27 protein-coding genes are annotated in these 26,196 nt (G+C 71.1%); 13 read left to right on the top strand and 14 right to left on the bottom strand.

Features of this window, described 5'->3' with window-relative positions; all coding sequences use genetic code 11:
- Window positions 1–697: 697 nt before the first annotated feature.
- The 3 genes from ABIA35_RS48135 to ABIA35_RS48125 form a co-directional block, all read right to left on the bottom strand.
- Window positions 698–1,684 carry a sigma-70 family RNA polymerase sigma factor gene (locus ABIA35_RS48135; protein ID WP_370362479.1) on the bottom strand — a complete coding sequence of 329 codons (987 nt, stop codon included), beginning with the start codon at window positions 1,682–1,684 and terminating at the stop codon, window positions 698–700.
- Between the two features lie 10 nt (window positions 1,685–1,694).
- Window positions 1,695–2,282: a TIGR03086 family metal-binding protein gene (locus tag ABIA35_RS48130; protein ID WP_370362478.1), complete on the bottom strand. Its 588-nt coding sequence runs from the start codon at window positions 2,280–2,282 to the stop codon at window positions 1,695–1,697.
- Window positions 2,283–2,879: 597 nt separating this feature from the next.
- The gene (locus ABIA35_RS48125) at window positions 2,880–3,359 is read right to left on the bottom strand and encodes a DUF1772 domain-containing protein (protein ID WP_370362477.1); all 480 of its coding nucleotides are present in this window, start codon (window positions 3,357–3,359) and stop codon (window positions 2,880–2,882) included.
- 124 nt (window positions 3,360–3,483) lie between these two features.
- Between ABIA35_RS48125 and ABIA35_RS48120 the strand changes: the two genes are divergently transcribed.
- Window positions 3,484–4,557 carry a hypothetical protein gene (locus ABIA35_RS48120; RefSeq protein WP_370362476.1) on the top strand — a complete coding sequence of 358 codons (1,074 nt, stop codon included), beginning with the start codon at window positions 3,484–3,486 and terminating at the stop codon, window positions 4,555–4,557.
- 119 nt (window positions 4,558–4,676) lie between these two features.
- The gene (locus ABIA35_RS48115) at window positions 4,677–5,645 is read left to right on the top strand and encodes a CehA/McbA family metallohydrolase (RefSeq protein ID WP_370362475.1); all 969 of its coding nucleotides are present in this window, start codon (window positions 4,677–4,679) and stop codon (window positions 5,643–5,645) included.
- 126 nt (window positions 5,646–5,771) lie between these two features.
- Here ABIA35_RS48115 and ABIA35_RS48110 read toward each other — a convergent pair whose 3' ends face one another.
- A complete protein-coding gene (locus ABIA35_RS48110; RefSeq protein ID WP_370341586.1) occupies window positions 5,772–6,005 on the bottom strand; it encodes a hypothetical protein in 234 nt (77 codons plus the stop codon).
- Here ABIA35_RS48110 and ABIA35_RS48105 point away from each other — a divergent pair.
- Window positions 5,998–6,729, top strand: a complete 732-nt coding sequence (locus ABIA35_RS48105; protein WP_370362474.1) for a hypothetical protein — start codon at window positions 5,998–6,000, stop codon at window positions 6,727–6,729. The genes ABIA35_RS48110 and ABIA35_RS48105 overlap by 8 nt on opposite strands.
- Window positions 6,730–6,819: 90 nt before the next feature.
- On the opposite strand, the gene ABIA35_RS48100 is transcribed toward ABIA35_RS48105, so the two are convergent.
- From ABIA35_RS48100 to ABIA35_RS48090, 3 genes are all read right to left on the bottom strand, one after another.
- Window positions 6,820–7,212: a hypothetical protein gene (locus tag ABIA35_RS48100; protein WP_370362473.1), complete on the bottom strand. Its 393-nt coding sequence runs from the start codon at window positions 7,210–7,212 to the stop codon at window positions 6,820–6,822.
- The gene (locus ABIA35_RS48095; protein WP_370341858.1) at window positions 7,209–8,129 is read right to left on the bottom strand and encodes a metallophosphoesterase; all 921 of its coding nucleotides are present in this window, start codon (window positions 8,127–8,129) and stop codon (window positions 7,209–7,211) included. Before ABIA35_RS48095 ends, ABIA35_RS48100 begins: the two co-directional genes overlap by 4 nt.
- A 77-nt stretch (window positions 8,130–8,206) precedes the next feature.
- On the bottom strand, window positions 8,207–8,698 hold the full coding sequence (locus ABIA35_RS48090; RefSeq protein ID WP_370341583.1) for a plastocyanin/azurin family copper-binding protein: 492 nt from the start codon (window positions 8,696–8,698) through the stop codon (window positions 8,207–8,209).
- 281 nt (window positions 8,699–8,979) lie between these two features.
- On the opposite strand from ABIA35_RS48090, the gene ABIA35_RS48085 reads away from it, so the two are divergent.
- The 4 genes from ABIA35_RS48085 to ABIA35_RS48070 all read left to right on the top strand — a co-directional run bounded on the left by ABIA35_RS48085 (window position 8,980) and on the right by ABIA35_RS48070 (window position 13,357).
- Window positions 8,980–9,570, top strand: coding sequence for an RNA polymerase sigma factor (locus ABIA35_RS48085; protein WP_370341856.1), 591 nt, complete (start codon window positions 8,980–8,982; stop codon window positions 9,568–9,570).
- The gene (locus ABIA35_RS48080) at window positions 9,567–10,262 is read left to right on the top strand and encodes a Rieske (2Fe-2S) protein (RefSeq protein WP_370362472.1); all 696 of its coding nucleotides are present in this window, start codon (window positions 9,567–9,569) and stop codon (window positions 10,260–10,262) included. The genes ABIA35_RS48085 and ABIA35_RS48080 overlap by 4 nt, the downstream gene beginning before the upstream one ends.
- A 130-nt stretch (window positions 10,263–10,392) precedes the next feature.
- Window positions 10,393–12,330 (top strand): sigma-70 family RNA polymerase sigma factor, encoded by a 1,938-nt coding sequence (locus ABIA35_RS48075; protein ID WP_370362471.1) that lies wholly within the window; start codon window positions 10,393–10,395, stop codon window positions 12,328–12,330.
- Window positions 12,317–13,357, top strand: coding sequence for a thaumatin family protein (locus ABIA35_RS48070; RefSeq protein WP_370341579.1), 1,041 nt, complete (start codon window positions 12,317–12,319; stop codon window positions 13,355–13,357). Before ABIA35_RS48075 ends, ABIA35_RS48070 begins: the two co-directional genes overlap by 14 nt.
- 130 nt (window positions 13,358–13,487) lie before the next feature.
- On the opposite strand, the gene ABIA35_RS48065 is transcribed toward ABIA35_RS48070, so the two are convergent.
- Window positions 13,488–13,763 (bottom strand): hypothetical protein, encoded by a 276-nt coding sequence (locus ABIA35_RS48065; RefSeq protein ID WP_370362470.1) that lies wholly within the window; start codon window positions 13,761–13,763, stop codon window positions 13,488–13,490.
- Between ABIA35_RS48065 and ABIA35_RS48060 the strand changes: the two genes are divergently transcribed.
- Window positions 13,750–14,430 (top strand): thaumatin family protein, encoded by a 681-nt coding sequence (locus ABIA35_RS48060; RefSeq protein ID WP_370341576.1) that lies wholly within the window; start codon window positions 13,750–13,752, stop codon window positions 14,428–14,430. The genes ABIA35_RS48065 and ABIA35_RS48060 overlap by 14 nt on opposite strands.
- Here ABIA35_RS48060 and ABIA35_RS48055 read toward each other — a convergent pair.
- From ABIA35_RS48055 to ABIA35_RS48040, 4 genes are read right to left on the bottom strand one after another with little or no spacing between them, the layout of a single operon-like run.
- Window positions 14,394–15,032, bottom strand: a complete 639-nt coding sequence (locus tag ABIA35_RS48055) for an ATP/GTP-binding protein (protein WP_370341575.1) — start codon at window positions 15,030–15,032, stop codon at window positions 14,394–14,396. The genes ABIA35_RS48060 and ABIA35_RS48055 overlap by 37 nt on opposite strands.
- Entirely contained in the window at window positions 15,013–15,531 is a 519-nt protein-coding gene (locus ABIA35_RS48050; RefSeq protein WP_370341574.1) for a DUF742 domain-containing protein, read from the bottom strand. The genes ABIA35_RS48055 and ABIA35_RS48050 overlap by 20 nt, the downstream gene beginning before the upstream one ends.
- A gap of 4 nt (window positions 15,532–15,535) precedes the next feature.
- On the bottom strand, window positions 15,536–15,937 hold the full coding sequence (locus ABIA35_RS48045; RefSeq protein WP_370341573.1) for a roadblock/LC7 domain-containing protein: 402 nt from the start codon (window positions 15,935–15,937) through the stop codon (window positions 15,536–15,538).
- Entirely contained in the window at window positions 15,934–17,286 is a 1,353-nt protein-coding gene (locus ABIA35_RS48040) for a sensor histidine kinase (RefSeq protein WP_370362469.1), read from the bottom strand. Before ABIA35_RS48040 ends, ABIA35_RS48045 begins: the two co-directional genes overlap by 4 nt.
- A 455-nt stretch (window positions 17,287–17,741) precedes the next feature.
- Here ABIA35_RS48040 and ABIA35_RS48035 point away from each other — a divergent pair, with 455 nt between their 5' ends.
- Window positions 17,742–18,116, top strand: coding sequence for a hypothetical protein (locus tag ABIA35_RS48035; RefSeq protein WP_370341570.1), 375 nt, complete (start codon window positions 17,742–17,744; stop codon window positions 18,114–18,116).
- A gap of 104 nt (window positions 18,117–18,220) precedes the next feature.
- On the opposite strand, the gene ABIA35_RS48030 is transcribed toward ABIA35_RS48035, so the two are convergent.
- Both ABIA35_RS48030 and ABIA35_RS48025 read right to left on the bottom strand, forming a co-directional pair.
- Window positions 18,221–19,345 (bottom strand): NAD(P)/FAD-dependent oxidoreductase, encoded by a 1,125-nt coding sequence (locus tag ABIA35_RS48030; protein WP_370362468.1) that lies wholly within the window; start codon window positions 19,343–19,345, stop codon window positions 18,221–18,223.
- A gap of 150 nt (window positions 19,346–19,495) precedes the next feature.
- A complete protein-coding gene (locus ABIA35_RS48025; RefSeq protein WP_370341568.1) occupies window positions 19,496–19,945 on the bottom strand; it encodes a hypothetical protein in 450 nt (149 codons plus the stop codon).
- 170 nt (window positions 19,946–20,115) lie between these two features.
- Here ABIA35_RS48025 and ABIA35_RS48020 point away from each other — a divergent pair, with 170 nt between their 5' ends.
- From ABIA35_RS48020 to ABIA35_RS48005, 4 genes are all read left to right on the top strand, one after another.
- On the top strand, window positions 20,116–22,359 hold the full coding sequence (locus tag ABIA35_RS48020) for a hypothetical protein (RefSeq protein WP_370362467.1): 2,244 nt from the start codon (window positions 20,116–20,118) through the stop codon (window positions 22,357–22,359).
- Between the two features lie 4 nt (window positions 22,360–22,363).
- On the top strand, window positions 22,364–23,701 hold the full coding sequence (locus tag ABIA35_RS48015; protein ID WP_370362466.1) for a peptidase S8: 1,338 nt from the start codon (window positions 22,364–22,366) through the stop codon (window positions 23,699–23,701).
- 189 nt (window positions 23,702–23,890) lie between these two features.
- Window positions 23,891–24,247, top strand: a complete 357-nt coding sequence (locus ABIA35_RS48010) for a YciI family protein (protein WP_370341563.1) — start codon at window positions 23,891–23,893, stop codon at window positions 24,245–24,247.
- A 187-nt stretch (window positions 24,248–24,434) separates the two neighbouring features.
- A complete protein-coding gene (locus ABIA35_RS48005; protein ID WP_370341561.1) occupies window positions 24,435–25,799 on the top strand; it encodes an FAD-binding oxidoreductase in 1,365 nt (454 codons plus the stop codon).
- The last annotated feature ends 397 nt before the right edge of the window (window positions 25,800–26,196 follow it).

Below are 26,196 nucleotides of genomic sequence, written 5' to 3'. Positions count from 1 at the left end.
AAGAACCGGTGTATCAGAGGTCTCGTTCACTATATAAAACAGCTGCTCACAGCCGCATTTGACGACACCGCCAAACCCTTAACTACGCGGCATTGCGGCCCGGCCAGCTTGGCTACGCCCGCCGACGCGGCGGGGGACCCGGAACAAAGAGCCCTCTGTGGGATGCGGGATCCACGTGTTACACGCAGGTCGGTCTTTCATAGCCGACCCCGGTATGACACGTGGATCCTGTTTCCCATACAGGTGGGGTTGTCTCGGTTCCCTCGTCGCTGTCGGCGGGCTCTGCCAACCATTCCGGACTGGCGGTATCAAGTCGGACGAAAATCGACCACAGCAACAGCAATCCGACTTGATGCCGCCAGGCCGGAATGGTTCCGTTTACGGCGACGACAGCGACGAGGGAACCGAGACAGAGGCGACCAGCACTCGGACCGCCACCAGCGCGGGGTCTGGTGATCCCTCCGAGCCGAGGACGCTCGCCGCGCAGGCGCCGCCGGAGGCGCAGTAGACAGCACCACCTGCCCACACCGCCACCCGCCAGCGCGAAAAGAGTCGCTCATCCGAACTGCGCCACCAGCGGATCCTTCTTCAACCCGCGCGAAGCCGTCAGAAAACGCCCTTGACTGTCACCCACGAACAAACCGCACCCGCCAGCATCCCGAGCCCCAGCCCCAGCCCGAGCCCGAGCCCGAGCCCCCTACACCCCTCCGCAACGCTCGAAAACCGCGACCAGCCTCGGATCCCCGAACGAGACGATGCGCCGAACGTGGTCCCCGACGACATCGAGCACGATGACGCCGTAAGGCTGATACCCGCCCTCCTCATCGCGTAGATACCCCACTGCTGCTGGCTGCCCGTTGGCGCCGCCGGCGACCGGGACCATGCGCCACAGGCCGGGGTCGCCGAGGACGTGGTCCCGCAGTACGGGGATGCAGTGCTCCACGCCCTGGAACCAGGCTCGGATCGGTGGCGCCTCGATTGAGGCGTCCTGGAGCAGTAGGCGGGTCAGGGCGTCCGCGTCGGCGTTCTCGAAGGCTTTGATGTACTTCGCGAGGACGGCTCGGGCCTGGGGTGCCGTGGGCTCGGCGGTGTGGTCGGGGGTCGGCGCCTGTTCCTTGAGCGTTGCGCGGGCGCGCTGTAGCGAGCTCTTCACCGACGCTGTCGAGGTCTGGAGCATGTCGGCGACCTCGGTGGCGGGGAAGGCCAGCACGTCGCGCAGGACCAGGACAGCCCTCTGCTTCGCCGGCAGGTGCTGGAGGCTGGCGACCAGGGCCAGCCGTACCCCCTCGCGGGCCGCGACGACTGAGGCCGGATCGCCGGACTCGGGGGTGACCAGCGCGTCCGGGACCGGCTGGAGCCAGCGCTGTCGCGGATCGGGCTCGAGCGCTGCCGTGCCGGTGTCCTCCGGCGGGCCCAGGCCCGAGGGCAGGACCCGCCGATCGGCGTCGCGCCGCTTGGCCAACGCGGTCAGGCAGCCGTTGGTGGCGATCTGGTGCAGCCAGGTGCGCACCGACGAACGGCCCTCGAACCCGTCGTAGTGTCGCCACGCGCGCAGATACGTCTCCTGCACGAGATCCTCGGCGTCGAAGACCGAACCGAGCATGCGGTAGCAGTGGGCGAACAGCTCCCGCCGGTACGGCTCTGTCTCCCTGGCGAATTCGGCGGCGTCGTCAGCGTCGGCCATAGGCGCGCCCCTACACCTCTCGCCCGAGGAACGCGGCGAACCGGTCCGCCGGAGAAGCGCCGACCGGAGCCTGGCGCACCGGCCCGAACGAGGCCTCGGTGTCCGGCCCGCGCAACGAGTCGTCGATCGAGACCTCGGCCAACCCGAGCAGCGCGGAGGCCAACCCCGGCGCGAGATCGGTGTCGTGCCCGAGCGCCCGCGCCAGGTCCCACCCATGAGCGAACTGGTCGACGGCCGCGAACCCCTGCAGAGCCGCACCCGGGAACTCACCGAAGGGCACACTCACCACCCGCTCCGCCGCCCCCTCCGCCCCGAAAGCACCGAGCGCGACCCGGATGCTCTCCTCATAAGCGGCCACGAAGTCACCGGCGACATAGTCCTCACCCTCAGCGGCCTCAAGCCCCTTGTCACCGGACACCATCGACGCCCACCAGCGCGCCGCACTGATGACGTGATTGACGAGCCCCCGCACGTCCCACGAGGCACACGGCGTAGGTTTCCCCAGGTCATGCGCCTCGACCTTCCGCATGATACCCATCGTGCTGTCGAAGGCCGCACTCAACTCCACACCCGGGGCCGCGCTCGATTCCGTCATCATCGATCCTCTCACTCGCCGACGGCGACTGCCGTCACCCAGGCAGACTCGGCGTGGCTCGGAAAGGAATCGGTGGAAGGGCTGACCTGGGGATCGGGTGCCTGCGCCCGGCAGCGGGAAGCTGGCATGATGGAGCTGTGACATCGATGCGAAAGGCTCATGGCTCGTAAGCCGCCGGGCGCGGTACGCGCCGACCATCAGGTGCGGCGGAACACGCCGCGGACGTTCAGCCAGATTGAAGGCGTCGGCCGACGAACGTGCGCCGCCGTCAAGCGGTTGGAGAACGCCCGGCTGGGGCCGGGAGCAGTGGCTGAAGCGGTCGCCACGTATGCGGGCTTTCTCCGCAGACCTGGTCGACTGCTGTACATGCCGTGGCATGAGTGCCCGTGCTGTGACCCCGTCTATGCAAGGGACGTGCTGCAGGTCGTACTGGGTGCGCTGCCCGCGGGGACGGGGCGTGACCTGCGGTCCCTCGTAGCCCGTTTGGATGCGCAGTTCGAGCGGAGAACGTTGCCGGATCCCCGACCGCCGCGTGACGGTGAAAGCTGTGCCTGGTGGCACTTTCGGCTGTGAACGCGAGAGCGACTCTGCACCCCCTCGCTACCGCCCCCGCAACGCTATCCCGAGGCACACCACCGCCGCGACGAGCGCCACGCCGCGCGTGGCATTCCACGCGTTCCAAGCCCGCTCGAACCGGTCGCGGACCTTGCCGGGCTCCGCGATCGTCGCGGGCTCGCCGGCCGCGTCCAGGGCGTTGTTCAGCGGGATGTTCGCCGCCGTGGTGATCAGCAGGGCGGCGATGTTCAGGGCCAGGGCGGCGATGGTCCAGCCGGAGGCGTCGCCGTTCGACGCCTGTAGTCCGACGGTGACGGCCGCGAAGGTGGGGGCGCCGAAGAAGGCGGCGAAGAAGGCCGGGTTCTGGATGGTGATGTTGATCTTCTGCATCACCTCGATGAACGTGCGGTCGTCGAGCCTGCGCAGGGCGAGCATGACGGAGGTCGCGTACGCGAAGTAGGTGCCCGCGACGAGCCCGGTCAGGACCGTCGCCACGATGGTGGTCAGCTGCTCGGTCGGTGTCATGGCTCCAGCTAACGGCCTCGTGGTGAGACTTTCCATAGTCGAGGGTGTCGAAAACATGTGTCAGCGTCTCAGGCGGTGCCGCGATCGCGTTCCCACCGCGACGTGTGGGTGACACGATGTGCGAGTGAGCAGGGGGATCGGCTGGAAGGCCAATGGGGATTTCGGCGCGCGCGACAACCTGGATGCGGCTGGGCTGGCCGCGCGCCGTGTGATCTGCGCGGCCGGCGTGGACCGGCTCGACGAGGCCGTCTCGGCCGCGCGGCAGGCGGCCGAGGACGATCCCGAGGACTGGCGGCGGCAGCTGGACCTCATCAGTGCCCTGATCGCATGCCGCAAGCGGATGAGCGACCTGCTCGGAGGGGACCTGGTCCAGGAGGCCGTCGCCGCCGGACGCCGGGCCGTCGCGCTGGCCCCCGACGAGCCCGAGGCGCATCTGGCGCTCGCCGACGCGCTGCTGGCGGTCTGGCCGCGCCGGTTCACGGTCCGGGCGAAGGCGCACGTGGAGATCGACAAGGCCGAACTCCTGGGTGTGGATCAGCGGGACCTCGCCGAGCGGCGGGCCGCGGCCGAGCCCGGTTCGTTGCCCGTGGTCATTTCCTGGCCGTGCTCCTGGCTCTTCTTGATGTTCGGGGTCGAGGGCGTCGGCGGCGACATCGGTCGAGCGGTCGCGTTCCCGGCGATGGCCGGGCTCGTCATCGCGGTGCGCAAGTTCCGCGCGCGGGCCAGAGGCCAGTCGCTCAGGGAATCGCTGGACACGAAGAGGAGGCTCCACCGGAAGCGCCTGGCGACCGACGAGCAGATGTTGCTCAGGGCACCGGCCGGCGCGGGAGTCCTGACGATCCTGGTCTTGCCCGGCGCGGCTCTGGCGATACCCGGCGCGGACAACGATGCCCAGTCCTCGGTGGCGTCCTACCTGCTGCTGGCCGCGATCGCCGTGCTGGTCCCGGCGATCTGGATCGGCGTGGACCGCTGGCTCCGGCCCGGAACGGTGGTCAAGGCTCTGCGACACGACCGGTTCACCGCCGTCTGCGTGCCGATCACCCTCATCCTCGCTCCGATCGCGCCGGTGCTGGTCCTCCTCAAAGTCCATTCCTCAGGGCTCTGGTTCTCGTTGTTCCTCGGCCCGTTCGTGTGGATGGTCGGGATTCTGGCCTGGGGCCTGACCCTCACCTCGCGTCGCAGGAAGGCCGCCGGGTAGACCCGGAATCGGAATACGCCGGCCCCGTCGGCGGGACCCTGGTGTCGCTGGCCGCGGTCGCGGCGCTCGGTCTGCCTCCCGCAGTACTGTTGCCGAGGGCCTGAGGAAGGAAGCAGTCCGTGCCGGACATCGCGTGGTACCGAGGCGACTGCCATGTTCACTCAGTGCACTCCAGCGGCGGCGAGTTGACGCCGGCCCAGGCGGTGGCCGCTGCCCGAGCCGCCGGGCTGGACTTCGTCGCGGGCACCGAGCACAACACGGCCGAGGCGCACGAGCTCTGGCGCGGTCTCGGCGGCGACGATCCGGACGATCCCAGCGAGGACTTGCTGGTGCTGCTCGGCCAGGAAGTGGTCACCCGGGACGGCCACTGGCTCGCGCTCGGCCTGGCGCCGGGACAACTGGTCGGCTGGGACTACGACGCCGGCGAAGGCGCGCTGGAAGCTGAACTCGCCGAGGTGCACCGAGTCGGCGGCCTATGCGTGGTGGCGCATCCCTGCGCGCCCTATCCCACCGGCACATTCCAGCATCCGCATCAGGGCTTTGACGCCGTCGAGGTCTGGAACGGCCCCTGGACCTCCGACGTCCCCTGGCAGGCGGACAACGAGGCGGCACTGGCCGACTGGGCCGCCGGCCTGGCCGCCGACGTGCCCGAAGGCCGCTGGCGCCCGGCGATCGGCAACAGCGACACCCACCTCGACGGCCAGATCGCCGTCCCTCATACCGTCGTGGCCGCCGACCGTTTCAGGGCCGACGCCCTGCTCGCCGGTATCCGCGCAGGCCGAAGCTGGATCGCGGAGTCGGCTGCGGTGCAGGTGACTTTCAGTGTGTCCGCGGGGGAGCGGCACGCGGGCATCGGCGAGCGGTTGGCGACCGGCGGGGAAGCGGCGGTGGCGCGCGTCGAGGTGCGCGGTGTGCCATCGGGCGTGGTCACGTTCCACAACCAAGACGGGCCTGTACACAGCGGCCCGACGCACAGCAGCTCACTGCAATGGCAGACCAGCGCGGCGGATTCGGCGTTCGTGCGTATCGAGATTCGCCACCCCGAAGGCCGGATGGCGGCTCTGACAAACCCGATTCTTCTGCTCTGATCAATGGTACGTTCGGGCGGTGCCTCGGACTCTATTGCCCGGCATGGCCGTGGCGATCGTGCTTTTCTGTGTGGCTGCGGAAGCCGGTTGTGGCTCGCATTCCGCAGCGCCGAGCGCGGCTGGGAATCAGTCGCGATCCGTCGCCACGCCGACGGCCCCGAACACCCCCGCCATCAGCTCCGCCGGCACACCGTCGGCGTCCAGATCGGCCGCGTCACCGAAGCCGTCACCGAAATCGTCACCCAAGTCGGCATCGCCGACTCCGTCGTCCTCGCCGTCACGTTCCACGACGTCACCACCCACCGCCTGGCCGAACGCCGCCACCACCGGCGTCAAGCCGGGAACCAGCCTCGTGCCCAAGAAGGGCGAGATCCTGGTGACCCAGAACGGCGCCGTCCTGCAGAACATCGACCTGGTCGGCGACATCCGGGTCGAGGCGGACAACGTCGTCATCCGCAACGTGCGGATCTCGGCGCCGCAGAGTTCGGATATCGATCAGTGGGGAATTCTCCAATGGGTCGGCCATTCCGGTCTGACCGTGGAGGACAGTGAGATCGGCGGAAGGTCCGACACCGAGCTCCGGCAGGCCGTGATGAATGACGGCGGTCTGGTGACGGTTCTTCGGTGCGATATCCATGGGATGAGCAAGAAAGGCGTTTACACCAGCCAGGGCGACATCGAGGACAACTACATCCACGACCCGTACTGGTTCGCCGCCGCCGACGGCGAGATCGACATGATCCGGGTCGACGGTTCCCCCGATCCCGGAACGTCCTTGCTCATCAAACACAATGCCCTGATAGACACCACCACCACGAACAGCGCGATCAGCCTGTTCGAGGCCGACGGCGGCACGCCGTCCGGGGTCACCGTCGAGGACAACTACATGGCGACCGCCGGATGGGCGATCTACGCCGGCGGCCAGACGGCGGCGACCAGCGACATCGTCGTGAAGGACAACGTCTTCTGGACCAAGTTCAAGGACGGCTACGGCTACGTGACCGAGTGGAATCCGGACGGCCCGGGCAACGTGTGGTCGGGCAACCATTGGGAGAACGGCAAGCCCGCGCCGCTGCCGAGCTGACTATCCGCCGATCAGACCGAACAGGTGGGGCAAGAAGGCCCGGCTCCCCCCTCCGGAGTCGGGCCTTCCTCGCGCCAAAGGGAACCTCGGCTACCGCACCAGCCGCCTGACCAGCCCGACGGCCGCCGGCGCCAGCAGAAGCAGCGTCGCGACCTCGACCAGAACGCTGACCAGCGACTGCGGCGAGGGCTGCCAGCCCCGCTCGGTGAAGCCGAACACCCCGACCGTCCGCGACGCGGCGAATCCGCCGAGCGCGCCGGCCGCCGCCCCGGCTGCCGCAAGACGGATGTAGACCGGGCCGCCGATCAGCAGCAGAGCCGCCAGGGCGAACGAGGCACTGGCCTGGAGCAGGAACAGAACGCCCACGACGTGGATGAACCGGTAGCCGGAAACATAGAGCTGCGCGTGGATGTAGCCGCTGGTGGCCAGCGTCGCGGCCAGCGCGATCCGCAAGCCGACCTCGGTCAGGGTTCTGCGGTTCATGCCAGCCTCGTGTCCGTGATCGCCAACGGCGTGGCGGCGGAGGTGTACGTCACGCTCCGGATGCCCAGCGCGCCCTTGAGCTGACCGGCCGGCAGGACCTGCGGGGTCGGCGCCGGGGCCTTGCCGGGGGCCGGGAGCGGGTAGGCCGTGGTGGTCGCCGAGTGGAAGGTGACGTTGCCCTCGGTCTTGCTGAACAACTGGTGCACGTGCCCGTTGAGGCACGTGACGGAGGCGAACCTGCGCAGCAGCGCCAGCACCTGCAGCGCGTCGTCGGTGCTCCAGCCCCACGCCGGATACATCGCGAACAGCGGGATGTGGCTGAAGACCACGATCGGCGTGTCCGAGCTCAGGCCCGCGACGTCCTTGCGGACGAAGTCGATCTGGTCGGTGCCCAGATGGCCGAGCTTCTCCAGACTCAGGGTGTTGACCAGCGCGATGAAGTGCACGCCGTGGGTGTCGAAGGAGTACCAGCCGTCCCCGGTCGTGCCGGCGCCGAACGCCTGGCGGTACGCGCGCCCGGAGTCGCCCACCGAGTCGTGTTCGCCCGGGACGGTGAACACCCGGCCGGTGCGCACCTCGGAGAGCATCTGCCGCACTTGGTCGAACTGCGCGGCGGTGGACAGGTGCGTCAGGTCGCCGGTGTGCATGACGAAGTCCGGCCGGAACCCCAGCGTGTTGACCTGCTCGATCGCCTCGCTGAACGACGCGGTGACGTCGGTGTTCGCCGGCCCCGTGAACCCGATGTGGCTGTCGGAGACCTGCACGAAGCGCAGCGCGTTGGCGTCCGCTGCGGTCGCGGCCGCCGCGGCGCTGTCCTTGTCGTGGGCGATGTGGCTGACCACCTCGCCGCCGGCGACGGTGAGGACGACGGCGGAGCCGAACCAGCCGGCGTGGCGCAGAAGCTGGCGGCGGCTCATGCCGTTCGGGCCGCCCGAGTTCTCTGAACCATCGGGCAGGTCGGGCAGGTCGGGCAGGTCGGGAGTGAACTCGTTGCTCATGGGGTCACCGTCACCGTCGCGGTCATGAACGGATGGATTGTGCACAGGTAGGCGTACGTGCCGGGCTTGGTGAACGTGTACGAGTAGCTCTGGCCGGTGGACAGCGCCGCCGATGCCAAAGGCCCGCCCGAACCCTGGCTCGTGACCGTGTGCGCGTCGGAGTCCTTGTTGGTCCAGGTCACCGTGGTCCCCGCCTTCACCGTCAGCGCGGCCGGGGCGAAGGCGAAGTTCATGATCTGCACGGCGTTCCCGGCGACCGGCGCCGCGGGTGCGCCGCCGGTGGTGGCCGTGGGCATCGTCATGCCGGTCATGCCGGTCATGCTCGGCATGTCCGAGGCACCGGCGAGCGGCCCCGTGGCGGTCGCCCCGGGCGAGCCGGCCAGCGACTGACCGCTGCCCGGCACTATCGCGGTGGAGGGGTTCGCCGCGGCGGCCGGATGCGACGAACTGCCGCAGGCGGTCGCCAGCGCGAGGGTCGTCACGGCCATGGCGACCAGCGCCGCTGTTCGCGACCGCCCGGGACCACCCGGGCTTCGGTCGGCTTGGGGATTCATCGGAATTCGACTCCTGATGTCGGCTCGATCGTGTTCGTAGACCGATAGCCGCCGGGGTTACAGCAGGCCGGGTGTAACCCGGCTCCCTATCTGTCTGCGAGACCGGACCTACCGGCACCGACAGACGTTTGTGCGAGGTCGATACAGATGGCCCTCTACGATGAGGTGTGAGCAGCAGGCGCCTGGCGCGACTTGTCAGGGTTCTGGGACACGGCATGCCCGCCCCGCGTCGTGAGGCCGCGGGCGCGGCGGCGCCCGAGCGCCCCGTGGCCGACGGGCCCAGGACGCTTCCCACCGCCGCGTATCCCGGCTGGGAGGCGATCTACGCCGACAACGTCGAACGGATCTACCGGCTCATGTACGCCAAGGTCGGCAACCGCCACGACGCCGAGGACCTGACCTCCCAGGTGTTCCTGACCGCGTTCGGCCCGCTGCGGACCACGGCCAGTGTCGGGGAGGTGCGGGCCTACCTGCTCACCACGGCGCGCACCGTCCTGGCCACGCACTGGCGCTCGACGCTGGGCCACCAGGTCACGGTGATCGACGTCGGCGAGGCCGGCCTGGAAGACTTCACCTCCGGACCGGCGCAGGACGAGCGGAGCGGCCAGACGGACGATCGGATCGGGAGGATCCTGGCGGGGCTGCCCGAACGGCACCGCGCCATCCTGACCCTGCGCTTCCTGCGGGGGTACTCCATCAAGGCCGCCGCCGCCGAGCTGGGCGTGTCGGTGGCCAACGCCAAGGTGCTGCAACACCGCGCCCTGCGCCGAGCCGCGGGACTGGACAAGGAAGGGGAAGCGTCATGAAGCGCCCGATCGACCGCTACGTGGACAGCCTGCTGCGCCGGCGCCGCCCCGCGGCCTTCGCGCCCACCGAGGACGACATCGCCGTCGCGCGCGCCGCCATCGACCTGGCCGCCGCCGTCCCCGACGCGCAGCGCCCGCGCGAGGCGTTCGTCGAGGACCTGCGCCGCCGGCTGGCCGAGCAGCAGGACGCCCCGCCCCCGACGCCGGCCGTCGCGGAGGCGCACCGCATCCGGGGCCGCCGCCGCTTTCTGACCGCGACCGCTCTGACCGCGACCGGAGTCGTCGCGGGCGTCGGCGTCGAGGCGGCGCTGGTCGGTTCGGCGTCTCCGGCCGCCGAGCACGGCGGCCAGGAGTTGACGCCGACCGCCGGCAGCTGGCAGACCGTCGCCGCCGCCGCGGACCTGCCCGAAGGCGCGGTGCTGTCGTTCGACCTCGGGGCCGTGTCGGGCTTCGTCCGGCGGGAGTCGGGACGTATCCAGGCCGTGTCCGGGTTCTGCACGCACCAGGGCTGCCGCCTGCGCCTGGACACCCCCCGCGACCGGCTCGCCTGTCCCTGCCACGGCGCCACCTTCACCACGGCCGGGGCGCCGCTGACGCGTCCGCTCGGCGGCTCGCCGCTGCCCGCGCTGCCCCGGCTCGCGGTCCGCGTCGACTCCGGGAACGTCCAGGTGTACGCGCCGAATCGAGCCTGAGCCAAGCGCGTTCAAAATTCGTGTTATGCGGGTCTGACCCGCACGGTCTCCTCTATATGGTCATCGCACAACCATCACCGCCGGGCGCATCGCCCGAGGACGATTCAGACGATACAGAGGACGGCCCGGCATGAGAGCACCGCGGGGCGGATTCGACGCCGCCACCGTGCGGGCGGCGCAGCGCGGAGACCAGAACGCGCTGCGCGACCTGCTCGCCGAAGCACTGCCGCTGGTCTACAACATCATCGGCTTCGCGCTGCGGGCGCACGCCGACGTCGACGACGCGGTCCAGGAGACGATGGTCCGCGCCGTCCGCGGCCTGGGCGACGTCCGCGACCCCGCGGCCTTCCGGTCCTGGCTGGTCGCCGTCGCGATCCGGCAGGTCCACGACCACCAGCGCGCGCACCGCGCCGTGCAGGAGCGCACCATGCCACTGGACGAGGCCGCGGCCGTCCCCGACCCCGCCGCCGACTTCGCCGACCTGACCGCGCTCAGGCTCGACCTGACCGGCCAGCGCCGCGAGGTCGCCGAGGCCGCGGGCTGGCTGGACGACGGCAACCGCGAGTTGCTGGGCCTGTGGTGGCTGACCGAACACGGCCGCCTGGACCGCGCCGAACTGGCCGAGGCCCTGGGCGTGCCGCAGAACCAGGCCGCCGTGCGCATCCAGCGCCTGAAGCAGCAGCTGTCGGCGACCCGCGTGGTCGTGCGGGCGCTGCGCGCGCCGGAGCGCTGCCGGGGCCTGTCGGACCTGACGAGCAGATGGGATGGACATCGCAACGCCTTGTGGCGCAAGCGCTTCGTGGGCCACACGCGGGACTGCGAGATCTGCGACGCGCCCTCCCGGGACCTGGTGCCGGTGGAGAAGCTGCTGGCCGGACTGCCGCTGGCGGTGGTGCCGACGGCGCTGGCCGCTGCCGTGTTCAAGGCGGCGACGGCGGCCGGCGGGCCGGGGGCGATGGGGCTCGGGCAGGGGCACGGGCATGCCGGCGGTTCGGCGGGCGGCGCTCATGGCTCGGCGGGGTCGTCGGCGCTCGGCCACGGCTCCGGCAAGCTTCTCGGCTTCTTACCCGCCAAAGCCCCGGCGGTGATCGCCGCGGTGGTGACGGTCAGCGCGGTCGGGGTCGCGGCGACCGCGGTGTGGGCCGGCTCCTCGACATCCGGCGCCGTCCCGGCACCCACCTCGATCGCCGCCACGACCACCACATCCCCCAGCGCGGCCCCCGCAGCCGCCCCCTCGCCGAGCCCGTCTTCCAGCCCGAGCCCGAAGCCGACCCCATCGCCGGCCACCTCCAGCTCCCACCCGGCCCCGAAGCCGCCGGCATCCCCCACTGCCCGTTCAGGGCCGAAAAAGGGCGTCGCCGCCTGGGGCGCCCCCGCCCTCGACACCGCGCTGACCGCCTCCAAGGCCTCCTGGTACTACGACTGGTCGCCGAGCCGCATCGACCAGCTCGGCAAGGCGGGCCCGGAGTTCGTCCCGATGATCTGGGGCGCGAAGAACGCCGATGCCGCGACCCTGGCCACCGCGCGCTCCCAGGGCTCCACCCTGCTGGGCTTCAACGAGCCCGACATGGGCTCGCAGTCCAACATGACCGTCGAGCAGGCCCTGGACCTGTGGCCCGGGCTCCAGGCCACCGGCCTGCGGCTGGGCAGCCCGGCGGTCGCCGCCGGCGCGGCCACGCCCGGCGGCTGGCTCGACCGCTTCATGGCCGGCGCGGCGGCGCGCGGCTACCGCGTCGACTTCATCACCGTGCACTGGTACGGCTCCGACTTCCGGACCGGCCCCGCGGTCGATCAGCTGCGGTCGTACCTCCAAGCCATCCACGACCGCTACCACCTGCCGATCTGGGTCACCGAGTACGCGCTCATCTCCTTCTCCGGCGGCACGCAGTATCCGGCCCCGAACCAGCAGGCCGCCTTCGTGACCGCCTCCGCGGCGATGCTCGATTCGCTGCCCTACGTCGAGCGGTACGCGTGGTTCGGCCTGGCGGCCTCCGGCGCCCAGACGGGTACCGCGCTGTTCCAGAACGGCTCGCCGACACCCATGGGGGTGGCGTATGAAGCATCCTGAGATACCGATGCGGTGGCTGCTGGCGCTGAGCGCCGCGGTGGTCTGCGCGGTCGCGGCCGCCGCCTGTTCCAGCGGGACCGCGGTTCCGTCGGCCGGACCGGCAGTCTCGACCGTGGCCGCGTCGAACACGTCACAGCCCGGCGCATCGCCGTCCACGCCACAGCAGTCGAGCTCGTCGCCGTCGCGATCGCCATTGGCCACGCCACTGACCACCGCATCGCCGACCAGCGCGCCGAAAGCCGGCACATCTGCTTCCTCGACCACCGCCGCGCCACCTGGGACCGGCACCAGCACCGGCACTGGCGCGGGCACCACCACCGCCGGCCCCCGAACCCTCACCATGGTCAACAAGCTCTCCCAGACCATTTGGCCCGCCGTCGCCGCCGACCCCAAGCACCCCGTCGCCGCGACCGGCTGGGTCCTGAACCCGGGCGCCAGCATCACCATCAGCATCCCCGACCACTGGGACGTCCGCGTCTGGGCGCGCGCCGGCTGCACGTTCAACGCCGCCGGCACCGGCCACTGCCTGTCCGGGGACTGCCAGGGCAAGTTCCAGTGCGGCAGCACCTGGGGCGAGTTCCCCTCCACGCTGGCCGAGTTCAACCTCAACGCCTGGCAGGGCATGGACTTCTACGACGTCAGCCTCGTCGAGGGCAACAACCTGCCGATGTACGTCAACCAGTCCGGCGGCCGCGCCCCGGACCCGATGAGCCCGGACGGCTGCACCAAGGCCGGCTGCACCCGCGACGCCAGCGCCTCGTGCCCGACGGTGCTCCAAGTGGTGCGCGGCGGCGCGGTCACCGCGTGCAAGAGCTCGTGCCTGGCCCTGGGCGGCGACCAGATGTGCTGCCTCGGCCAGTGGTCGAGCCGCGCCGCGTGCGACCCGACCAAGTGGCCGGTCGACTCCGCGGCGGTGTTCAAGAAGGCCGAGCCGTTCGCGTACTCCTACGTGGACGACGACGCCACCAGTGTTCTGACATGCACGGGGGAGTGCAGCTATCGGATTACGTGGGGAGTGAGCCCATGAGCGGGCACGGACACCGGGGCGGCGGAACCCGAAGCCGCCGGCCGATCGTGGCGGGCGGACTGGTCGGCGTGGCGGCGCTCGCGCTCGTCCTGTGGCTCGCCGGGTTCGGAACGGGCCAAAGCGGCGGTATTCAGGCCTCGAAGTCGGGTGCGGCGCAGAGCACATCGCGATCGGTTCCCCCATCGACGTCCGCGGCCCAAAGCCCACCGGGCTCCTCCTCGTCGGCGACCTCGGCATCCTCGGCGCCATCCTCGGCGCCATCCTCGGCGCCATCCTCTTCGGCGCGCTCAAGCTCGCCGACGCACAGCGCCTCGAACAGCACCTCCACCTCCACCACCACGTCCAGCTCCGGATCCGTCGCCCGCCCCGCCGGCTCGCACCTGATCACCATCGTGAACGCCGACACCCAGACCATCTGGGCCGCGACGAACCCGAACGCCCAGCACCCGATCCCGCAGACCGGCTGGCGCCTCGACCCGGGCCAGAGCGTCACGTTCGCGGTCCCGCAGGGCTGGGGCGGCCGGGTCTGGGGCCGTACCGGCTGCTCCTTCTCCGCCTCCGGCACCGGCCACTGTCTGAGCGGCGACTGCGGCGGCGTGTTCCAATGCCGCGGCACCGCGCCCCCGCCGGCCACCCTCGCCGAGCTGACCCTGGACTCCTTCGACGGTCTGGACTTCTATGACGTGAGCCTGGTCGACGGCTCGAATCTGCCGATGTACATCAACACCAGCCACCGCGTCGGACCGGACCCGGTCTCCCAGGACGGCTGTTATCAGGGCGCGTGCACCAAGCCGATCGTGTGCCCGGGCCCCATGCAGGTGAAGGCGGCCGGGCAGGTCGTGGCGTGCACGACCCCGTGCGCGGCGTTCGGCACCGACGCCTACTGCTGCACCGGCTCGTGGTCCGGCCGCCAGAACTGCGATCCGGCGAAGTGGCCCGTCGACTACGCCAAGCTGGTGTACAAGGACGCTGAGCCCTACGCCTACTCGTACGCCTTCGACGACTCGGCGACCATGTCCTGCAAGGGCGACTGCGACTACCGCATCGTGTTCGGCACCAGCTCCAACAGGTAGGTGCTCAGGTCGAGCAGGACATCCCGGCAGGAGGAGCGTTCGCGCGCGTCGCACAGGATGACGGGCACCCAGCCCGACAGGTCCATCGCCGCGCGCAGCTCCTCCACCGGGTAGACCGGCGCCTCGGGGAAGCAGTTCGCCGCGACGACGAACGGGACGCCGCGGTCCTCCAGGCGTTCCAGGACGTCGAAGCTCTCCTCCAGGCGCCGGACGTCGACGAGCACGATCGCGCCCAGCGCCCCTTCCACCAGGCCGTCCCACAGGAACCAGAAACGCTCCTGGCCCGGCGTGCCGAACAGGTAGAGGACCACGTGCTCGTCGATGCTGATGCGGCCGAAGTCCATGGCGACGGTGGTCGTGGTCTTCGTCGCCGGCGTGCCGTCCGGCACCGGGCCCGACATCGGCTCCTCGGTGGTCAGCGGCGAGATGTCGCTCACCGAGGTGACGAAGGTGGTCTTGCCCACGCCCAGCGGGCCGACCACCGCGATCTTCAAGGCGACCGAGGTGGTCGCCGGCAGGCCGGGCGCGCCGGGGGAGTCGGCGGCGCCCGGCGGTTCGGGGGAGTCGGCGGCGAGGGCGCGGTCAGAGGCGCCGGAGACCATTGATCACCTTCTGGAGCAACTCGGGATCGACGCCGGCGGCCCGGATCGGCCGGCGCTGGACGAGCAGACCGGCCGTCAGCAGGTCCGCGACGAGGATCGCGGTCGCGCTGAACGGCAGCCGCACATGGGCCGACACCTCCGCGACCGACAGCGGACGGCGGCACAGCCGCATGATCGTGGCCTGCTCCGGCGCCAGCCCGGGAGGTGCGGCGTCGGCCGCCACGATCAGCGTGACCAGGTCCAGGTCGGCAGCTGGGGCGGAGCGTCCGCCGGTGATGACGTAGACGCGCTCCAGCGTGTTGCGCCGTGCGGCTGGCGGGGCCGCTACGGGTTCGGGGTTCGCGGCCTCGCCCCGGCGGGGAACGGGCGCGACCGGCGGACCCGGGTCGGCGGCGGCATGCCGGGGCCGGGGCGGTGGTGACGGCGGCGATTGCGGCGGCGGCTGCGCCGGGTCGGAACCCAGCCACGACGTCCGCGGCGGCGGTGATCCGGTGCTCACCAGATCACCGGCACTCCCGGCGCGCCGGGCTCGCCAGATGCTCCCCGATCCGCACCACCAGATCGCGCAGCTGCCGGCCCATGAGCCCCGCGTCCACACCCTCGTCGGCCACCACGGCCACGAACGCTCCCTCGCCGGCGGCCATCACGTAGAAGAACCCGCCGCCGACCTCGATGACGATCATCCGCGTGCGCTGGTCCCCACCCGGGAACATCTCCGCCACCGCCGACGACAGGCTCTGCAGGCCCGCGCAGATCGCGGCCAGGCGGTCGGCCACGTCCTCCTCGACCGCGTAGTGCGCCAGCCGCATCCCGTCCGCGGTGAGCACCAGCGCGTGGCGGGCCCCCGGAACGCCGTCCACCAGCCCCTGGAGCAGCCAGTCCATCTGCATCTGCGGCCGGATCACGACGCCGCACCTCGCTCTCGGTCGTCGGTGTCGGTGTGGGTGTCGGTATGGGTGTGGATGTGGGTGCCGGTGTCGTCGGTCTCGTCGATGTCGCCGCGGAAGGCGTCCAGCCACTGCCCGGGCCCGGATTTCGCGTCGAAGGGGCCGCGGTCGGTCGCACCCGCACCCGCACCCGCACCCGCACCCGCACCTGTGTTCGCAACCGCGCCTGTATTCGGATCCAGACCCGAACCCGAACCCAGCCCCGGCGCCCGAACCGCCCGCGCCACGGTCGGCGGCGCCGTCGGCGGACGCCTCCGCCGCTGCGGCAGCCCGCCGGGCCGTCCGTCGGCCGTACCGTTCGCCCGCGTTCCCGGCTCGTCGGACGTCCGCGCGTCCTCCGCCTGCGCACGTCCGGTCTGCGCCGGAACGCGGGGCACGACCGGAGTCGCGGTGGCCCCCGTGAGCACGAGTTCCGCAGGCAGGAACAGCTGCGCCCGCACCCCGCCGGCCGCCGCCGGCCGCACGGTCGCCTGGAACCCGACCGTGTGCGCGAGCCGCCCTATCACCGCCAGACCCAGCCGCGGGGAGCCTGCCACGTCGGCGAGGTCCAGCCCGGGCCCACCGGGATCGGCGAGCACGCGGGCGACGTGTTCGGCCGCCTGTGGGGCCAGCCCCACCCCGGCGTCCACGACCTCGATCACCAGCCCGCCGGAGGTCCGGCGCGCCGTGAGCGTCACCGGCGAATCAGGAGGCGAATACCGGGTCGCGTTGTCGAGCAGTTCGGCCAGAGCGTGCACCACCGCCTCCACCGCCGACCCGGCCAGCTCCACGTTCGGCGTCTCGGCGAGCTCCACCCGCCGGTAGTCGACGATCCTGGACATCGCCCCGCGCAGCACGCTGAACAACGGCACCGGCTCGGACCACTGGCGGCCCGGGCGCTCGCCGGCCAGCACCACCAGGGAGTCGGCGAACCGGCCTATCAAGGCCGTCGCGTGGTCCAGGCGCATCAGGTCGGCGAACACGGCCGGACTGCCGCCGTGCCGCTCCTGCATCTCGCTGACGTCTCCGAGCTGCTTGTGCACGATGGCCTGGACCCGGCGGCCGATGTTCGCGAAGGCGCGCTCGGCGAAGTCCGGTCCGGCGCCGGCCGCCGGCCCCGGCTCGCTGTCGCCGCGCGCGGCCGGGTCCTCGGCCGGCTCGCGGGCGCGGCCGCTGTGCGCCTGACGCCAGCGTGTGTTCTCGGCCTCGGCGTCCGTACAGCGCACGCGCAGCAGCGCGACGCGCCGCCGTGTGATCAGTACCGTGACACCCCAGCCGGCCATGGCGCCGCACAAGGCGAGCGCCGTGCCCATCGCCGTCCCCACCACCAGTATCGAATCCTCCGCCCCACTCGTCAGTCACCCAACGCACCCGACGAGTCACAGCGCATACCCCTATCGCAGACCACGAAGATCCCGCAGGTGTTTGGACGACTACTTTGGGTGACTTCCGGCTCCGAGTCCGCCTACGGCGCGTCGTCGCAGGCCTACGCGTTGTGCCGCCGCCGACCGGTCTGAGGCCTTTTCGGTGGAAGGGGACTCCTTGGGGACTCTGTTGTTCGAACGCCGCCGGCGTCCGGTGTCCGTGCCAGGGTCGTGGCCCGTGAAGGTGTCCCGCCGCCGCGTGGACGCCGAGACCGCCCGGTTCGCGTCCGGCGGTCCGCCGATGGAGGTGGTGAAGCGTGCCAGCACGGAAAAGGAGCGATGAGGCTGCCGCCCCGGTCCCCGCTCGCAGGCCCTCAGCCCGCGCGGCGAATCAGTCCCCAGCGAAGAAGGAGTACTCCATGTCGATGACCATTGACGTCGCGCTGAAGGAAGCCATGCGCACCGAGGGGGCGATCGGCGCCGCGCTGGTCGACTACGGCAGCGGCATGTCCCTCGGCGAGATCAGCGTGTCCAAGGAGCTCGATCTGACCGTCGCGGCCGCCGGCAACACCGAGGTGGTGCGGGCCAAGATGCGCACGATGGAGATGCTCAAGATGAACGACACCATCGAGGACATCCTCATCACCCTCGGCCGCCAGTACCACATAATCAGGCCTCTGACCTCTCGGAGCGGCTCGGGCCTGTTCCTCTACCTGGCGATCGACCGGACCCGCGGGAACCTGGCGCTGGCCCGGCACCAGATGCGGGTGGTGGCCGAGAGCATCGAGATCTGAAGTCCGGCGGCTGCTCGCCTCGGCGGTTCTCGGTGGCTCTAGGTGGTTCTCGGGGCTCTCGGGGCTCTCGGCGGACCTCGTGGTTCTCGGTGGTCCTCGGGGGTTCACCGAGCTCCGAAACGCTCCGGGCGGAAGTCCGCGAGCATCCCGTCCGGCGTCCCGTCGAGGATCTCCGCGGCGAGCAGCCTGCCGAGCACCGGTCCGAGCGTGATGCCGCTGTGGGAGACGGCCTCGTAGTAGCCGGGGACGGACGGTACGGCTCCCACCGAGGGGAAGCCGTCGGCCGGAATGGGCCGGTTGGAGACCCGTGTCTGCACGATGCCGGAGTCCTCGAGCCCCGGCAGGACGCGGCGCACCGATTCGTGCAGCAGCCGTCCGAGCTCCGCCGGATCCTCGACGGTGTCGATCAGCGCGTCGATCTCGCGGCTGTGCAGGACCATCGCGGTGTCTCCGTCGGGACGGATCTCGATGTGCGGCGCGTGCATGACGCGCCGGATCGGGACCCGGTCGCAGGCGATCCGGGTGACGGCGCCCGGCTCGTGGCGCATCGGCAGGTCCCGCCCGACGAACCCGGCGACGCGGGCAGCATCGGGGCCGGCCGCGTTCACGACGACATCGACGTCGAGGCTGCTCCCGTCGGACAGAACGACGGCCCGGACGCCTGAATCGCCATCGGTGCGGATGGCCATCACGGCTGTACCGAACCGGCACTCGGCGCCCGCATCGACGCACCCGCGGACCAGACGCTCAACGAGACTGCGGCCGTGGACCCAGGCCTCGTCCGGATAGAACAGGACCGGCGTCCGGGCGGGCATGGTGAGAGCCGGTTCCAGGCGGCGTGCCTCATCGCCGGTCATGACCTCGACCCGGTAGTCCCAGTCGGCCAGCAGATCCGCGATCTCCAGCCACTTCGCCTCCGACCCGGGATCGTCGGTCCAGCGCAGGTGACCGCCGGGATACCACCACGACTCCGGCCCGACGGCCTCGGCGAGCCGGCGGTACTCCGCGATGCCCGCGACGTTCAGGTCGAAGTAGGACCGGCGCACGGTCTTGTTGCTGGCGTTGACCCACGAGAAGGTCCAGTCGGTGACGCCCGCGCCGGGCTGTCCGGCGTCGACGAGGACGACCTCGGCGCCGCGCCGGGCGAGGTTCCAGCCCACGCTCGCCCCGAGGATGCCCGCCCCGATGACGGCGGCGCGCACAGGCTGCTTGGCCGGCTCGGTGCCCATACACGATCCCTTCCCCGATCGCGGCCGAATCCACCTCCGCCACAGCCGGCCCAACCCACAGCCGGCCCAACCCACAGCCGGCCCCGGCTACAGCCGGCCCCGCCGTTACGCGCGCCATCCGAGCTCGGCTCTGTTCTGCGCGCCGACCGGCTACAACCAGCCCCACCACGTCGCGCGGTACCCCAGCTGCGCCCGGCTCTGCGCGCCGGCCAACTTCATCAGTTCCCTGATGCGGCGCTCGACGCTGCTGGCGCTCATGTTGAGCGTCCGGTCGGCGGCGGCGTCGGCCAGCAGCAGCCGCAGCAGCCGCATCGCGGACGCGTCCGGGGTGTGCGGCGCCGGCGGCTCGGCGCGGCGGCGGCGCGGCAGCGGCAGGCAGGCCAGATCGGCCACCGCGATCAGGGCGGCCCGGTGCCCGAGCTGCATGCGGTTGGCGGATTCCGACCAGTCCATCAGCTCCCTGATACGGCGCTGGACGGTGCGCTCGCTCACCCCCAGGCGGTGCGCGCTGGCGTGGTCGGTCAGGCCGGTCACCAGGTTGGCCAGGGTCTGGCGGTGGTCCGAGCCGAGCCGGTTCGACCAGGTCATCGTATCGGGCACAGGCGCCTCCGTTCGCCGAGTCCGTCGATAGTCAAGACGCGTGCGGGGGACTCGGGGGTTGCATCAGCCCCCTGTCGTATGTCCGTCAAATCAGATGGCTGACATCACCCATGGTTTCCGGTAGATCACTGGAGCGAACCCTGTTGTACGGATTTTCCGAAGGGACCACAGTGATTTCTCGCAGGATCCGAACGACCTCGGCGGCGGCCACGCTGTTGACGGCCGTCGCTCTCACAGTTCCGACGGCGGCGTGGGCCACCGCCTCGGCCGCCTCCGGCACCGCCCCGGCCGCCCCCACGGCGACGCCGGTCGGTGCGCGGGCCGCCGCCGTCGTCCTGCCCACGGGCGACCGGCTCGTGGTCGGCACCGGCGCGAACGCCGGGCTGGCGGTCGACCAGGCCCCCGGCTCCTCCAGCGCGTTCGCCAGCGTCCAGGTCGGCGGGGACCGCTACGTGATCCCGTCGGAGGCGGCGCCGTACGTGGGGCGCTCGCTGGACCTGTCGCTGTTCGACGTGACCAAGCTGGCCGCGGCCGGCACTCCGAGCGCCCACATCCCGGTGCAGCTGACCTTCGCCGCGGGCGTCACGCCGACCGCTCCGGCCGGCGTCACGTTCACCTCGGTCAGCGGCCAGAGTGCCACCGGGTATCTGACCCCTGATTCGGGCAAGGCGTTCGCGCAGGCGCTGCGGGACTCGATCAAGGCCGACCTGGCCGCCGGCCACAAGGCCGGGACCGCGCCGCTGTTCGGCGGCTTGACGTCGATGGCCGTGCCCGGAGTCGTGCCGCCGGTCCAGCCGTTCTACCCGCTGCACATCCTGCAGGTGAACACCCTGGACAGCACCGGCGCGCCCTCGGGGATCCCGATCATCCTGGTGAACACCGACAACGCGAAAGAGTTCGACCAGCAGCTGTTCTCCTCGGACGGCATCGCCAAGGTCGCGGTCCCGGCCGGGAACTACGCCGCGATCGCGTTCGACTTCACCTTCGAGGCGGACGGCACCACCCCGCGGACGAACATCGTCTCGCAGGACGGCATCAGCGTGCCGGCCACGGGCACCGTCCCGGTGGCCACCATCGACGAACGCACCGCGACCAGCAAGATCACCTTCACCACGCAGAAGCCCTCGACCTCGGTCGGCGGCTACGTGGCGATCGACCGCGTGGACCCCAACGGCATCGGCGGCGGTCTGTCGCTGATCGGCGGCGGGGACATGTACATCACCCCCGAGGCCAAGCCCGCGACCGGTTCGCTGGACTACGTCGTGAACTACGTCGGCGAGAGCCCGGCGACGGCCGCGAGCCAGTATCGGTACAACCTCGCCGAGTCCTCGGACCAGATCGCGGCGAACCAGACCTACGCCCCGGCCGACAGCTCGCTGGCCACGCTGCGGCACACCTTCAACCTCGACCCCGCCTACGGAACCAACGAGCCGGACATCGGCAGCGCGTTCGCCACGCCCATAGGCTGGACCCTGTCGGGGATACCGGCGACCGGCAAGTCGGCCACCGAATACGTGACCGGCGGCCTGCAGTGGTTCAGCGAGATGTTCCTGCCGATGGTCCCGAACCCGACCAATCCGATCTTCAGCTTCGCCTTCCTCGACAACGACGGCGGGCTGTACCGGGCCGGCCAGGTCGTCCAGCGCACCTGGGCCTACGCGCCGGAGGCGCCGAACTTCGGCCAGCACTCCGCGACGCCGACCGGGGACGAGCTCGGCTGCCAGGCCTGCTCCGGGGCCGGGAACCTGAACGTGACCCTGGGGATGCTCGGGGACAGCAACCGGGACACCACCGGCATGGACTTCACCGCGTCGGGCGCCTCGCAGCTGTACTGGAACGGCCAGCTGGTCTCCTCGGACACCAACCACTTCGGCTACACGCTGCAGAACGTGTCGGGTCCGGGGACCGTGCGGACCGTGTTCGACTACGACCGCACTCCGGACGGCGTGTCGCAGTCCTCGAAGACGCACACCGACGTCACCATCCCGTACTCGGGCGAGACCGATCCTTCGCTGGCCCTGCCCTCCGGCATCGACTGCGTTCCGGCCGATATCGCCAACACCCCGACCGCGCCCTGCCAGATCCTGCCGGCGCTGACGCTGAACTACCAGCTCAACGCCCTGAGCGACTCGAACACCTCGCACGCGCCGGTGCAGAACCTGGTGCTGCACGTCGGCCACCTGTCCTACGGCACCGTCGGTTCGCGGGCGCACATCGACTCCGCGCAGGTGTCGGTCTCCTTCGACAACGGTGCGACGTGGCGGAACGTCCCGACCCACGGGGCCGACGGCATCTACGACGCGCTCTGGCGGAACCCGTCGGCCGGCAGCCCGGTGGAACTGCGGGTCACCGCCACCGACTGCCTCGGCGGCTCGATCACCCAGACCGTGACCAACCCGTACACCGTCGGCTGACGCCATGAGGAGCCTGATGAACCCGAACACCTCCAGCCGGCCGGGCCCGGCCGCGCGGCGCGGGCTGCGCGTGGCGACGGTCGTCGCCGCGGCCTCGACCCTGGTGGCCGCGCTGACGGTCACGGCCACGGCCACGGCCACCGCGGGCGTCGCCTCGGCCGCCGGCCACGGCAAGACCGCGGGCAACGTCAAGAACGCCTGCGGCCCGGCCCTCCCCGGCCAGGCCCGCTGCTTCGCCGAGGTGCGCACCGACGTCCACGGCGGCACCGGCGTCCGGGGCGCAGCGGCCGCCGCAGCCGCCGCGGCGCACGGCGAGAAGGCAGCCGCGACCACCCTTCCGGCCGGCTTCGGCCCGGCGGACCTGCAATCGGCCTACAAGCTGCCGACCACCGGCGGTGCCAACCAGACCGTCGCGATCGTCGACGCCGGCGACGACCCGACGGCCGAGGCGGACCTTGCGGTCTACCGTTCCACCTACGGCCTGTCGGCCTGTACGACCGCGAATGGCTGCTTCCACAAGGTGAACGAGCACGGCGCGGCCACCCCGCTGCCGGCCGACCAGGGCTGGGGCGTGGAGGAAGCCCTCGACCTGGACATGGTCTCCGCGGCCTGCCCGCAGTGCAAGATCCTGCTCGTCGAGGGCGACTCAGCCTCCTTCGACGACCTGGGCGCCTCGGTCAACGAGGCCGTTGCCCTCGGTGCCACCGAGGTCTCCAACAGCTACGGAGGCACGGAGGCCAACGGCGTCAACGCCTACGCAGCGGACTACACGCACCCCGGCGTCGCGGTCGTCGCCTCCTCCGGCGACAGCGGCTACGGCATCCCGAGCGTCCCGGCCGCGTACACCAGCGTGGTCGCGGTTGGCGGCACGTCGCTGACCAAGGCCGCGAACACCACCCGGGGCTGGACCGAGACGGCCTGGGAAGGCGCCGGATCCGGCTGCTCGGCGTGGGTCGACAAGCCGGCGTGGCAGACCGACGCCAACTGCCCCGGACGCATGGTCGCCGACGTCTCCGCCGACGCCGACCCCAACACCGGCCCGGCGATCTACGTCACCGACACCCCCGACCTGGAGGGCCTGCCCTCCGGCTGGAGCATCGTCGGCGGCACCAGCGCCTCCTCGCCGTTCATCGCCGGCGTGATCGGCCTGGCCGGGAACCCGCAGAAGTTCCCGAACGCCTCGGCCTTCTACACCACCACCGGCCACAGCGCCCTGAACGACGTGGTCGGCGGCACCAACGGCGTCTTCCAGGACTGCGGCGGCGACTACCAGTGCAACGCGGTCACCGGCTACGACGGCCCCACGGGCTGGGGGACGCCGAACGGCCTGGCAGGATTCTGATGTGAGGCGGTGAAAGCCGCGTAGTTTCCCGACCCGGGTGGCCCGCTTCTGATGAGGCGGGCCACCTTGGCGTTTCTGGAAGCGCTCCGTGTGATGCGAGATGCGAGATGCGTGTCCGCTTCCGGGTCCCGGCTCCGACTACCAGGTGAGAGCGTCCGTGCCGGGCGCCTGATCATGAGGAGCGGAACCATGAAGTACATGCTGCTGATCCACCTGAACCCGAAGGCCAACGCGGAGCTGACCGAGGAGCAGCAGGCCGCCGTGGGGGCCGCCCACGAGAAGCTGATCGGCCTCACCAACGAGTCCGGCGAGTTCGTCACCATGCAGCCGCTGGCCGAGCCGGCCCAGACCACCGTGGTGCGGGTGCGCGACGGCAAGACCGTTCCCTCCGACGGCCCGCTGGTCGAGGCCGAGGAGTTCTTCGGCGGCTACTACGTCTTCGACGTGGCGGGCAAGGAGCGGGCCGTCGAGCTCGCGGCCATGATCCCGGACGCGCAGTGGTCCGCCGTCGAGGTCCGGCCGTTCCTGGAGCTGCCCGAGGGCTGACAGGCCGGCGGAGCCGGGCCGGCGGCGGACGGCCGCCGCCGGCGGGTCCCGGTGATGGACGGCCGCCGCCGGCCCGGCATCTCCTCGGGTGCGGACACCGGCCTGGCGGGGCATGTCCGGATCGGCGCCTCGGCTCCGACTACGCGGTAGAGACACAAACCAGTGCGCAGAAAAAAGGGAGACCACCATGGACAGCGCCGTGGAGCCCGGGGCCGTCGAGGCCCTGCGGGCCACCGTCACCGGTGAGGTTCTTGTGCCGGGGGACGACGGTTACGACGCCCGCTCCGGCATCTTCGCCCACACCGGACACCCGGCCGTGATCGTCCGGGCCGAGACCAACGAGGACGTGGCCAAGGGGATCGCCTTCGCGGTCGAGCACGGCCTGGAGATCTCCACCCGCAGCGGCGGCCACAGCAATGCCGGCTTCAGCACCAACGTCGGCGGCCTGGTCCTGGACCTGTCCCCGCTGGACACCGTCGAGGTGCTGGACGAGTCCGAGCGCGTGGTCCGCCTCGGTGCCGGCGCCCAGTGGACCAACGTCGCCAAGGCGCTGGCGCCCTACGGCCTGGCCTACACCTCCGGCGACACCACCAGCGTCGGCGTCGGCGGCCTGCTGGTCGGCGGCGGCGTGGGCTGGATGGCCCGCAAGTACGGCCTGGCCCTGGACAGCCTGGTGTCCGCGACCGTGGTCACCGCCGACGGCCGCATCCTGACGGTCGGCGCCGAGGAGAACCCGGACCTGTTCTGGGCCATCCGCGGCGGCGGCGGCAACTTCGGCGTGGCGACCTCCTTCACCGTCATCGCCCAGCCGGTCAAGCAGGTCTTCTTCGGCCAGATCGCCTTCGCCCCCGACGAGACCGCCGCGGTCCTGCGCGGCTGGGCGGCGTACATGGACTCCGCGCCCGAGGAGCTCACGAGCACCGCCATGTGCTGGCCGACGTTCGGCCAGGAGGCCCCGCCGCTGGCCATCATGGTCTGCTACGCCGGCGACGACGACGCGGCCGCGGGCCTGGCCATCGACCCGATCCGCAAGCTGGGCACCGTCGTGGACGACCAGGTCCGCCTGATGGACTACGGCGACGTCCTGGCCGACGCCAACGAACTCCCCCCGGGCTGGCGCCCCCGCGTCCGCAACCGCTTCGCCCCGGCCGTCACCGAGGACATGGTCGCCACGATCCTCACCCAGCAGGCCAAGCTCGCGAACCTGTACGTCGAGATCCGCAGCATCGGCGGCGCCCTGGGCCTGGTGGCCGAGGACGCGACCGCGTTCGCCCACCGCTCCACCCAGGCCATGATCATGGGCGTCCTGCTCGGCTCCCCGGAGGACAACGAGCCGCTCCTGCCCACCTACGAGGAGTTCTGGTCCGCCCTGGCCCCGTCCCTGTCCGGCGCCTACAGCGGCTTCCTGAGCGACATCCTCCCGTCGGACATCGACGCGGTGTACCCGCACCAGACCTACCGCCGCCTGGCGGAACTGAAGCGGGCGTACGACCCCGAGAACATCTTCCACCTGAACGTGAACGTCGTGCCGGCGGGAGCCGAGCAGGGCTGAGTTTCGCGGAGCTTCGCCCCGTGCCGGGGGCGGAGCCGGGGCTGGGGCGTCGCCAGGCGCCCTGGCCCCGGGCTTTTGGGGGCCTGTGGCTTGTGGCTTGTGCGTGGGTCGGGGTGGGGTGGCTTGGGGTGTTGGTGCGGTTGGGTGGTCGGTTTTTGAGGCTTTTACGGCTTCGCGTATGGTTTGCGGGATCCGTTGGTGGCGCGGGTCGGGGGTGGTGCTGGTTTCGCGGGGCGGTGGTGGTGTGGGTAGGTGGTCGGGTCTACTGCGACAGTCAAGGGCAACTACGACAGGCAAAGGCGACAGTCAAGGGCGCCTCCGGCGGCGCCTGCGCGGCGAGCGGCCTCGCTCCGGGGAGTGGGGGGCCGCGCTGCTAGGCGGCGGACGCTGCTTGTGG

It is taken from the genome of Catenulispora sp. MAP12-49 (assembly GCF_041262705.1).
Classification (GTDB): domain Bacteria; phylum Actinomycetota; class Actinomycetes; order Streptomycetales; family Catenulisporaceae; genus Catenulispora.
Note: the sequence above shows the minus strand (reverse complement) of the source record. Positions and strands in the feature narration are given on the sequence as shown.

What these genes read in the sequence shown, in the direction of transcription:
- ABIA35_RS48100 (WP_370362473.1), bottom strand. Translation starts at nt 7,212, where the DNA reads ATGAACCGCAGAACCCTGACCGAGGTCGGCTTGCGGATCGCGCTGGCC.
- ABIA35_RS48075 (WP_370362471.1), top strand. Translation starts at nt 10,393, where the DNA reads ATGAGAGCACCGCGGGGCGGATTCGACGCCGCCACCGTGCGGGCGGCG.
- ABIA35_RS48090 (WP_370341583.1), bottom strand. Translation starts at nt 8,698, where the DNA reads ATGGCCGTGACGACCCTCGCGCTGGCGACCGCCTGCGGCAGTTCGTCG.
- ABIA35_RS48095 (WP_370341858.1), bottom strand. Translation starts at nt 8,129, where the DNA reads ATGAGCCGCCGCCAGCTTCTGCGCCACGCCGGCTGGTTCGGCTCCGCC.
- ABIA35_RS48080 (WP_370362472.1), top strand. Translation starts at nt 9,567, where the DNA reads ATGAAGCGCCCGATCGACCGCTACGTGGACAGCCTGCTGCGCCGGCGC.
- ABIA35_RS48135 (WP_370362479.1), bottom strand. Translation starts at nt 1,684, where the DNA reads ATGGCCGACGCTGACGACGCCGCCGAATTCGCCAGGGAGACAGAGCCG.
- ABIA35_RS48010 (WP_370341563.1), top strand. Translation starts at nt 23,891, where the DNA reads ATGAAGTACATGCTGCTGATCCACCTGAACCCGAAGGCCAACGCGGAG.
- ABIA35_RS48005 (WP_370341561.1), top strand. Translation starts at nt 24,435, where the DNA reads ATGGACAGCGCCGTGGAGCCCGGGGCCGTCGAGGCCCTGCGGGCCACC.
- ABIA35_RS48125 (WP_370362477.1), bottom strand. Translation starts at nt 3,359, where the DNA reads ATGACACCGACCGAGCAGCTGACCACCATCGTGGCGACGGTCCTGACC.
- ABIA35_RS48030 (WP_370362468.1), bottom strand. Translation starts at nt 19,345, where the DNA reads ATGGGCACCGAGCCGGCCAAGCAGCCTGTGCGCGCCGCCGTCATCGGG.
- ABIA35_RS48085 (WP_370341856.1), top strand. Translation starts at nt 8,980, where the DNA reads ATGCCCGCCCCGCGTCGTGAGGCCGCGGGCGCGGCGGCGCCCGAGCGC.
- ABIA35_RS48015 (WP_370362466.1), top strand. Translation starts at nt 22,364, where the DNA reads ATGAGGAGCCTGATGAACCCGAACACCTCCAGCCGGCCGGGCCCGGCC.
- ABIA35_RS48130 (WP_370362478.1), bottom strand. Translation starts at nt 2,282, where the DNA reads ATGATGACGGAATCGAGCGCGGCCCCGGGTGTGGAGTTGAGTGCGGCC.
- ABIA35_RS48055 (WP_370341575.1), bottom strand. Translation starts at nt 15,032, where the DNA reads ATGGTCTCCGGCGCCTCTGACCGCGCCCTCGCCGCCGACTCCCCCGAA.
- ABIA35_RS48035 (WP_370341570.1), top strand. Translation starts at nt 17,742, where the DNA reads ATGTCGATGACCATTGACGTCGCGCTGAAGGAAGCCATGCGCACCGAG.
- ABIA35_RS48070 (WP_370341579.1), top strand. Translation starts at nt 12,317, where the DNA reads ATGAAGCATCCTGAGATACCGATGCGGTGGCTGCTGGCGCTGAGCGCC.